This window comes from Paenibacillus sp. EB106-04-04-XG159 (genome assembly GCF_058791835.1).
On sequence record NZ_JBYTDY010000020.1, the window covers coordinates 78,267 to 84,797 of the forward strand.

The window sequence follows — 6,531 nt, forward strand, 5'->3', positions numbered from 1 at the left end:
GGTTAAATATGCTACGGCGTACTTTACATCTATTTGTGCTCGTGGTTATTATTGCGTCTGTTGCAATTATTGCGGGATGCCAGGGAGAAAGCAGTAAGGATACTTTTCCTGAAGTCGGCCAAAGACTGTCAAAAAGTACAAAACAAATTGATAAACAATCTGGAATAGTATTAACTGGGTTCGCAGCAGACCCAAATGAGAAACTATTTAAGGTTGGAATTGAATATGACCCGAGTCAAATAGATAATGAACAATTGAAGCAAATTGTTACTGATTATCTCAGTCATGCTGCTTCAAATTCACCGCCTTCAAATGATTGGAAAGAGTTGCTTAAACCATATCAATTGCGAATTGAAAAATTAGGTGATTCGAAGAAAGTACCCGTGATAGCTGAAAAAGACATCGGGGCAACGGAATTAAAATGGTTATTTGAAAAATGATGATAGCTTACTGTTAAGCTAACGGGCAGATTAAAGCAAAACATTTTGTAAATATCCGTTTATATAAGGTGGTGTAAATACGTGGCGACACTTCATTTAATGGTTGGTCTTCCTTGTAGTGGTAAGACTACTCTGGCTCGACAACTTGAAACGAAATACTCCGCACTTCGCTTTACTCCCGATGAATGGCATATCAGATTGTTTGGGCATGATTTCGGGGATAACATGACGGAATCCGACGAAGCTATGCATGATTCTAGGCATGAAACAGTAGAATCCATAATGTGGGATGTGGCAGTTAGAACTTTAGTTCTTGGGGTTGATGTAATTCTTGATTTTGGGTGTTGGGTTAGAAGTCAACGAGACGAGTTTCGTTCTAGGGCCAAAATTCTAGGGGCTGACTTTAAAATTCATTTTGTTGATGTGCCTGAGGAAGTGTTATTTGAACGGCTAAAAGCTCGAAATGATAACCATTCAGAAGGGACTTTTTTCATACCAGAAGCGAAACTTAAAGAATGGATACCAATTTTTGAGCCACCTTCATCAGAGGAGCTTGATTTCTCTAACGATTAAGCTATCGGGACACTATAGCTTAATCTATAACTAAAACGCGGCTGCCGGCATGATCGGCAGCCGTGTTGTGCTAACGGGCAGGTTAACGTAGAAATGAACTTAGAAAAACATGTAAAGATAATGTGTAAAAATTTATCTTTATGAAATATTTTGTATTCTATAATATTCTGGAGCCACCTTATAGTAACATTATCAGGGCAAGGATAATGTCCTTAGCATTATTGAAAAACATTTTGTAAATAGAAATCTGTCAGAATGGTTGAGAGTGATTATGTGAAGTCTTTGGGGGTAATTTATGAAAACATATATATACATGGTCAGGCATGGAGAATCTCCGAAAATGGAAGGGAATGAAAGAATACGAGGGCTGACTTTAAAGGGCAGATCAGATGCCCAATTTGTAGCTCTATTATTGAAAGACGAGGGTATAGACACGTTTCTTTCAAGTCCATATAGTCGGGCAATATTAACAATAGAGGGACTAGCCAAATCTTTAGGCAAAGAAATGATTGTTATTGAGGATCTGAAAGAAATGGTATTTATTGGAAATGATAAAATAATGCCTGATAAGGAAGTGTATCCATTAGTTAAGAAGATGTTTTCAGACCCTGACTTTTCGTTGCCTGGAGGGGAGTCTTTTACAAATTGTCAGAATCGTGTTGTAACTATCTTGAAAAATATTATAAGCGAATATAAGGGGCAGAAAGTTGCTATTGGAACTCATGGAGCCGTTATGACTATGATGATGGGATACTTTGATCCTCAGTTCGACTTGGACTTTTTATTAAAGACTTCAAAACCTGATATCTACAAGATGGAATTTGATGAAGGAGTATTAACTAAAACAGAGAGGTTATGGATGGTAACTCCTGAATAACTTAATTGAACAAACGGGTAATATAGTTGAACAAAAAAAGGAAATTTGCTATTTCAGTTGCTCCCATTCTTAATTAAGCTAACGGGCAGTTTAACGCAATCTTCCAATAACTGGAGTGTTAAATGTTGCAAACTGATTATGCCGTGAAAGGAGGATTTTTAGTGAATAGACTTGCTGGATTTTTGCTCATCGGTTTCTCATTTTTAACAGCAGCAGTAATATATACACTTGCCCAGATGTCACAGAATGTGGATGAAATCGATGGAACATATGGAGGTTGGTTTAGTCAAATCCCACCTGTAGTTTTTCTTTTTTTAATTATCCCTTTAGTTATTGGAGTGGTATTAATAAATAAAAGAGATTCTGACAAATAAACGGTATGCTAATGATATCCATTACGCTAACGGGAACTATAGCTTAATGAAATTACTAAAACGCGGCTGCCGGCATAGATCGGCAGCCGCGTTTCGCTAACGGGCAGTTTAATTAAACAATTCAATTAGAGTATTAATGACTTTTTCACGATTGATTTGGTTTTATCAGATTATATCGTATGAAACAGGTGGTAGACACATTAATATGTCAGGATATTATAAAGATGTGTCCGTATAAAATAAATACTAGACGTATGGAATGACCTATTATTACTTAGAATACCCCACAATATGTGGAGATGTTAAGTGAAATACCAATAAAAAAGCCTGAAAGCAATTATTACACGACGTATTATGACTAAGAAAGGCGTGAATATAGTAATGAAAAAAATCTATGTGGTAAACAAAACTCATTTTGACATTGGTTTTACCGATTTAGCAGAAAATGTCTTGCACAAGTATTGCCATGATTACATTCAAAACGCAATCACTTTAGCTGAAGATTTAAGAAAAGAGGGCAAAGACTTTGTTTGGACAACAGGTAGCTTTATTATTGAATATTACTTCAAAAACATGGATGAAGAAGCTTGTAAAAAGCTAGACGACGCCATAAAGAAAGGTTACATTCGCTGGCACGCAATCCCGTGTACGTTTGAATCTGAAACTATGACACCTCAAACTTTACATTACATGACTTCAATCTCAAAGAAGTTAGATGCTCGTTATGGATACAAAACAACAAGCGCAAAGATGACTGACGTCCCAGGACATACTATCGGGATTGTTGATGAGTTATATCGTCAAGGAATTAAATTCCTACACATTGGTGTAAATGGCTCGAGCTCAATTCCAGAAGTTCCAGATACATTTCTATGGAAGAATGGCGAAAGTGAGATAATTGTCTCTTATTCAGACGACTATGGTGGCGTAATCGGAATTGATTGCATGGATAACAAGCTGGCGTTTATGCATACTCATGATAATAGTGGTCCAGGAACAAAAGAGAAAATTAACGCCTTTTTGTCAAAAATGGCGAATGAGTATCCAGACTATGAGCTTGAAATGACTTCAATGGATCAGTTTGCAAATGAAATTTGGGAAGTACGTGACCAACTGCCAGTTATTACAGAGGAGATTGGGGACACATGGATTCACGGAATGATGTCTGATCCGAAAATCATTCGTGATTATCGGATTTTAACTAATTACATGTATGATAACAAAATAGAAAATGATGATGCTAATTTCTATGCGATGTTAGTTCCAGAGCATACTTGGGGAATGGATATCAAACGCTATTTCAGTGACTATATGAATTATGAAAAGAAAGACTTCCAACGAGCGCGTAGTTTAGACCAAATAACCGATCTTGATTTAACCTACGCTTATGGAATTGTTAAAGAAGCAACTGTTGGCGAAATGCAATTCACTTATAATGAGTGGACTGATCGTTCATACAAATTTTATGAGTCTTCATGGAAAGAACAACGCAAGAACGTTGATCGTGCAATAGCTTGTTTGGAGCCTAAAGATCAAAATAACATTAAAAAACTTATCGAAGTTCCATATCATATCTTTGAAAACCAAGGTATTGAATGTGGTTTGGAAGAATTGATTTCGGTAAACGGGTATCAAGTTATGTTTGCTAGCGATGGTTCAATTAACCACTTAGAAAAGGATGGAATACTTTACTTTGATCAGGACAACAAACTCGGGGTTCTGAGCTATACAATTGCTGGGCAAAATGACTATGATAACCTACGTTACAACTATTTGCGTGATTTACAACATAATTGGTGGGCAATTGACTTCTTAAAGCCAGGAATGGAAATTCAAAAACGCATTCAATTGAATGAAAATTTCACACCACATGTTGTGAAATTAGTTAAGGAAAATGATTCGATTATTGCAACTTTAAAGTATAGCCAAAGAGCTGTGGAGGAGTATGGTGCTCCAAGAGTTGTAAAGGTTAAATATCAATTTGGAGATAAAGTTGAAATTGCACTTTTATTAAAGGATAAAGATGCAATTCGTTATCCAGAAATTTATTCTTTTGACATTACACCACGTTTGAATTCGCCGTACTTAACTAAGATTCGTAAAATTGATACCGTTATTTCACCTTTTGAAGTGGTAGGTCACGGAAATAAGTTGCAACACATGATTGAAGAGTTAATTTACGATGGTAGTGATAAAAAAATCAATATTAAACCTATTGATGCCCCTCTATTGGGAATCGGAACAAATAACAATCTAAGTTATAACAACAAATACCATCAAGACAACAATAAATTTACGTTTACACTATTGAACACAACATGGGGAACTAATTTCACGATGTGGTATGAAGAAGATATTTTCGCTCGATTTGAGTTAGTGTTGGGATAAAAATTTCCTGCGAACATAATGCACTCTGTTCACAGGGGAAACGATTATTACGCTAACGGGAGACGATAGCTCAATAAGCACGGAGAAACGGCAGCTGATGAATTGGCTGTCGTTTTCTCAATTCCCTCAAGAACTTTGATATAATATGGGTATCTGGACTATAAGTATGAAAGGTGAGTACAACAATGAATAAAATTTTGCGCAGCAGCTCGGCGGAAGCTGAGATTAATACCCTTGGGGCGGAACTGATCAGCTTCAGAAAGCTGGACCCGGAAGCTGAATACATCTGGAGCGGTGACGCCACGTATTGGACAGGCCGTTCTCCGGTGCTGTTTCCCATTATTGGTGCGGCCCGGAACGGAGAGATTAAGGTGGATGGCAAAGCCTATAAGATCGGCAATCACGGATTCGCCAGACGCAGCGAATTTACGCTGGTCCAAGAAAGCGACACCCACGCGGTTTACCGCCTCTCTTATGATGGGAAAACCCTGGCCAGTTATCCTTTTAAATTCAACCTATATATTACATATAAACTGAATGCAAGCACACTGGAACTTAGTTACCGGGTGGAAAATAGCGATGAACAGGATATCTTCTTCCAGCTCGGAACCCACCCTGCGTTCAATTGTCCGCTTGATGACAACGGTAGCCTGAGCGATTACTATCTGGAGTTCGCTGAATCGGAAAACCTTGAAAGGTTGTTCTTGAATTCGGACGGCCTGCTGATCAGCGGCAAATCGGAGCCCGTTCTGAAACAAGAGACCATCCTGCCGTTATCCCATGAAATGTTCGCCGAAGGCGCATTGATTTTCCGTAATGTGAACTCTCGGCAGATTTCGCTTAGAAGCAAGCACTCCGCCAAAAGCGTAGTTGTCACCTATAAGGGTTTTCCCGACCTGGGCATCTGGCAGCCTTTGAACGCTCCCTTCATATGCATCGAGCCTTGGCAAGGAGTAGCGGATATGGACGTCTTCGAAGGTGAACTTCAAGCTAAAGAGGGAATTATCACCCTGGAGCCGGGGACGAATTTCACAAGCTCCCTGACCATAGAAATCAACTGACGATCCGAAGGGATCTGCAGGGCACTGAAGAACTCACGTTTTTCTTAAGGAGTATGTATAAACTTCAAAAAAGAAGACATTCAACCCCATTTTTAGGGAGAATGTCTTCTTTTTTAGCTCTATTTTATTCAATTTATTCCTATGTCTTCAATCTGTTAACTTCAATATCCGCTTTAAGTTCACGGCGAATATCGTCATCGCACCTTGTAATTCCATACCAATCAGACCCGAGGATGTAGCTATTTAAACGGACAACGCTTGCACTGTTCCACGTCAAAATAATAGGTGTCTGCTTGGTTTTTGCCGATGCCTTTCTTGCCCTGTCGAGCCTTCCGAATAGCCATATGACCGGCTAGTTTCATCAGTTTCGCTCGTTAAAATCAAGGCGGTCGAAGTGAAGTGGTGTTTTATTACTCCTTTATATCGAAGTAAGGAGCATTCAAGATAATTAGGGAGCAGACTGCCACGGTGGCCTGTTCTCTTTTTTATTGAAGTAGGCGTCAAATCGTGGATGCCCTTGAGCTAACGAAGAACTTTAGTTTGATAAATAAATCTAAAACGCGGCTGCTAGTATAGATCGGCAGCCGCGTTGCTCTAACAGGCAGAATAGTTCTAATATGTGGTAGTATATAGATCACGAGAAGGACGATTCAACATTAGGCTATTTGTTGGACAGAATAGTAAGCTTAAATTAAATAGTGAAAGAAGCGGAGAAATATCATGCAAATTATGTTCCGTTATAATTGGTTGGTCAGGGAAGAATGGTACCGGTGGTGTGAGGACGTACCGGAGGAGGAACTGCTTCGTATTCGTACAGG

6 protein-coding genes and 2 pseudogenes are annotated in these 6,531 nt (G+C 38.7%); 7 read left to right on the top strand and 1 reads right to left on the bottom strand.

Annotated features, from left to right (window positions below; all coding sequences use genetic code 11):
• Positions 1-8 precede the first annotated feature (8 nt).
• The 6 genes from AC3WTP_RS20100 to AC3WTP_RS20125 all read left to right on the top strand — a co-directional run bounded on the left by AC3WTP_RS20100 (position 9) and on the right by AC3WTP_RS20125 (position 5,713).
• Complete coding sequence (locus AC3WTP_RS20100) at positions 9-440, top strand: hypothetical protein (protein WP_492396417.1); 432 nt, start codon at positions 9-11, stop codon at positions 438-440.
• Between the two features lie 81 nt (positions 441-521).
• Positions 522-1,013, top strand: a complete 492-nt coding sequence (locus AC3WTP_RS20105) for a P-loop nucleotide/nucleoside kinase family protein (RefSeq protein ID WP_492396418.1) — start codon at positions 522-524, stop codon at positions 1,011-1,013.
• Positions 1,014-1,308: 295 nt separating this feature from the next.
• Entirely contained in the window at positions 1,309-1,890 is a 582-nt protein-coding gene (locus AC3WTP_RS20110) for a histidine phosphatase family protein (RefSeq protein WP_492396419.1), read from the top strand.
• 122 nt (positions 1,891-2,012) lie between these two features.
• Positions 2,013-2,264, top strand: coding sequence for a hypothetical protein (locus AC3WTP_RS20115; RefSeq protein WP_492396420.1), 252 nt, complete (start codon positions 2,013-2,015; stop codon positions 2,262-2,264).
• 381 nt (positions 2,265-2,645) lie between these two features.
• On the top strand, positions 2,646-4,652 hold the full coding sequence (locus AC3WTP_RS20120) for a DUF5054 domain-containing protein (RefSeq protein WP_492396421.1): 2,007 nt from the start codon (positions 2,646-2,648) through the stop codon (positions 4,650-4,652).
• 185 nt (positions 4,653-4,837) lie between these two features.
• Positions 4,838-5,713, top strand: coding sequence for an aldose 1-epimerase family protein (locus AC3WTP_RS20125; protein ID WP_492396422.1), 876 nt, complete (start codon positions 4,838-4,840; stop codon positions 5,711-5,713).
• Positions 5,714-5,869: 156 nt separating this feature from the next.
• Here AC3WTP_RS20125 and AC3WTP_RS20130 read toward each other — a convergent pair.
• Positions 5,870-6,066, bottom strand: a pseudogene (locus AC3WTP_RS20130) (hypothetical protein); the annotation flags it as partial.
• A 367-nt stretch (positions 6,067-6,433) separates the two neighbouring features.
• On the opposite strand from AC3WTP_RS20130, the pseudogene AC3WTP_RS20135 reads away from it, so the two are divergent.
• Positions 6,434-6,531, top strand: a pseudogene (locus AC3WTP_RS20135) (DinB family protein); the annotation flags it as partial.